The organism is Mycobacterium sp. E342, from assembly GCF_001667665.1.
GTDB lineage: Bacteria > Actinomycetota > Actinomycetes > Mycobacteriales > Mycobacteriaceae > Mycobacterium.
The window spans coordinates 1-629 of record NZ_LZJM01000280.1 but is presented as its reverse complement, the minus strand read 5'-3'; the positions used below and the strand labels follow the sequence as shown (position 1 = coordinate 629).

At 66.0% G+C, this 629-nt stretch carries 1 protein-coding gene; it reads left to right on the top strand.

Going from position 1 to position 629, the window contains the following annotated elements; translation table 11 throughout:
* On the top strand, nucleotides 1–629 hold a 629-nt coding region (locus A5692_RS22225), incomplete at both ends, for a phosphopantetheine-binding protein (RefSeq protein WP_156766217.1).

The window sequence follows — 629 nt, the reverse complement described above, 5'->3', positions numbered from 1 at the left end:
GGGGCGCTGGGGGCGCGGATGTATCGCACCGGGGATTTGGTGTGTTGGGGCCCCGATGGGCAGCTGCGCTATGTGGGGCGCGCCGATGAGCAGGTCAAGATCCGCGGGTATCGCATCGAATTGGGTGAAATCCGCACCGCCCTGGCCAATGTGGATGGGGTGGATCAGGCGGTGGTGATTGCCCGCGAGGACCACCCCGGCGATAAGCGCCTGATCGGCTATGTCACGCAATCCGGTTCGGGGATCGTGGATCCGGTCGCGATCCGCAGCCAGCTCGCGGATCGGCTGCCCGCCTATATGGTGCCGGCCGCGATTGTGGTGCTCGACGCTCTGCCGTTGACGGTCAATGGCAAGCTCGACACCCGCGCCCTACCCGCCCCCGACTACACCGGTGCTCCTTATCGCGCCCCGGCCAGTCTGGCCGAGGAGATGTTGGCGGGCATTTATGCGCAAGTCCTTGGGCTGGAGCGGGTGGGGGTGGAGGACTCGTTTTTCGAGTTGGGTGGGGATTCGTTGTCGGCGATGCGTCTGATCGCCGCCATCAACACCGGCTTGGATGCTGACTTGTCGGTGCGGGCGGTGTTTGAGGCGCCCACCATCGCCCAGTTGGCACCCCGCATCCAGGCCGG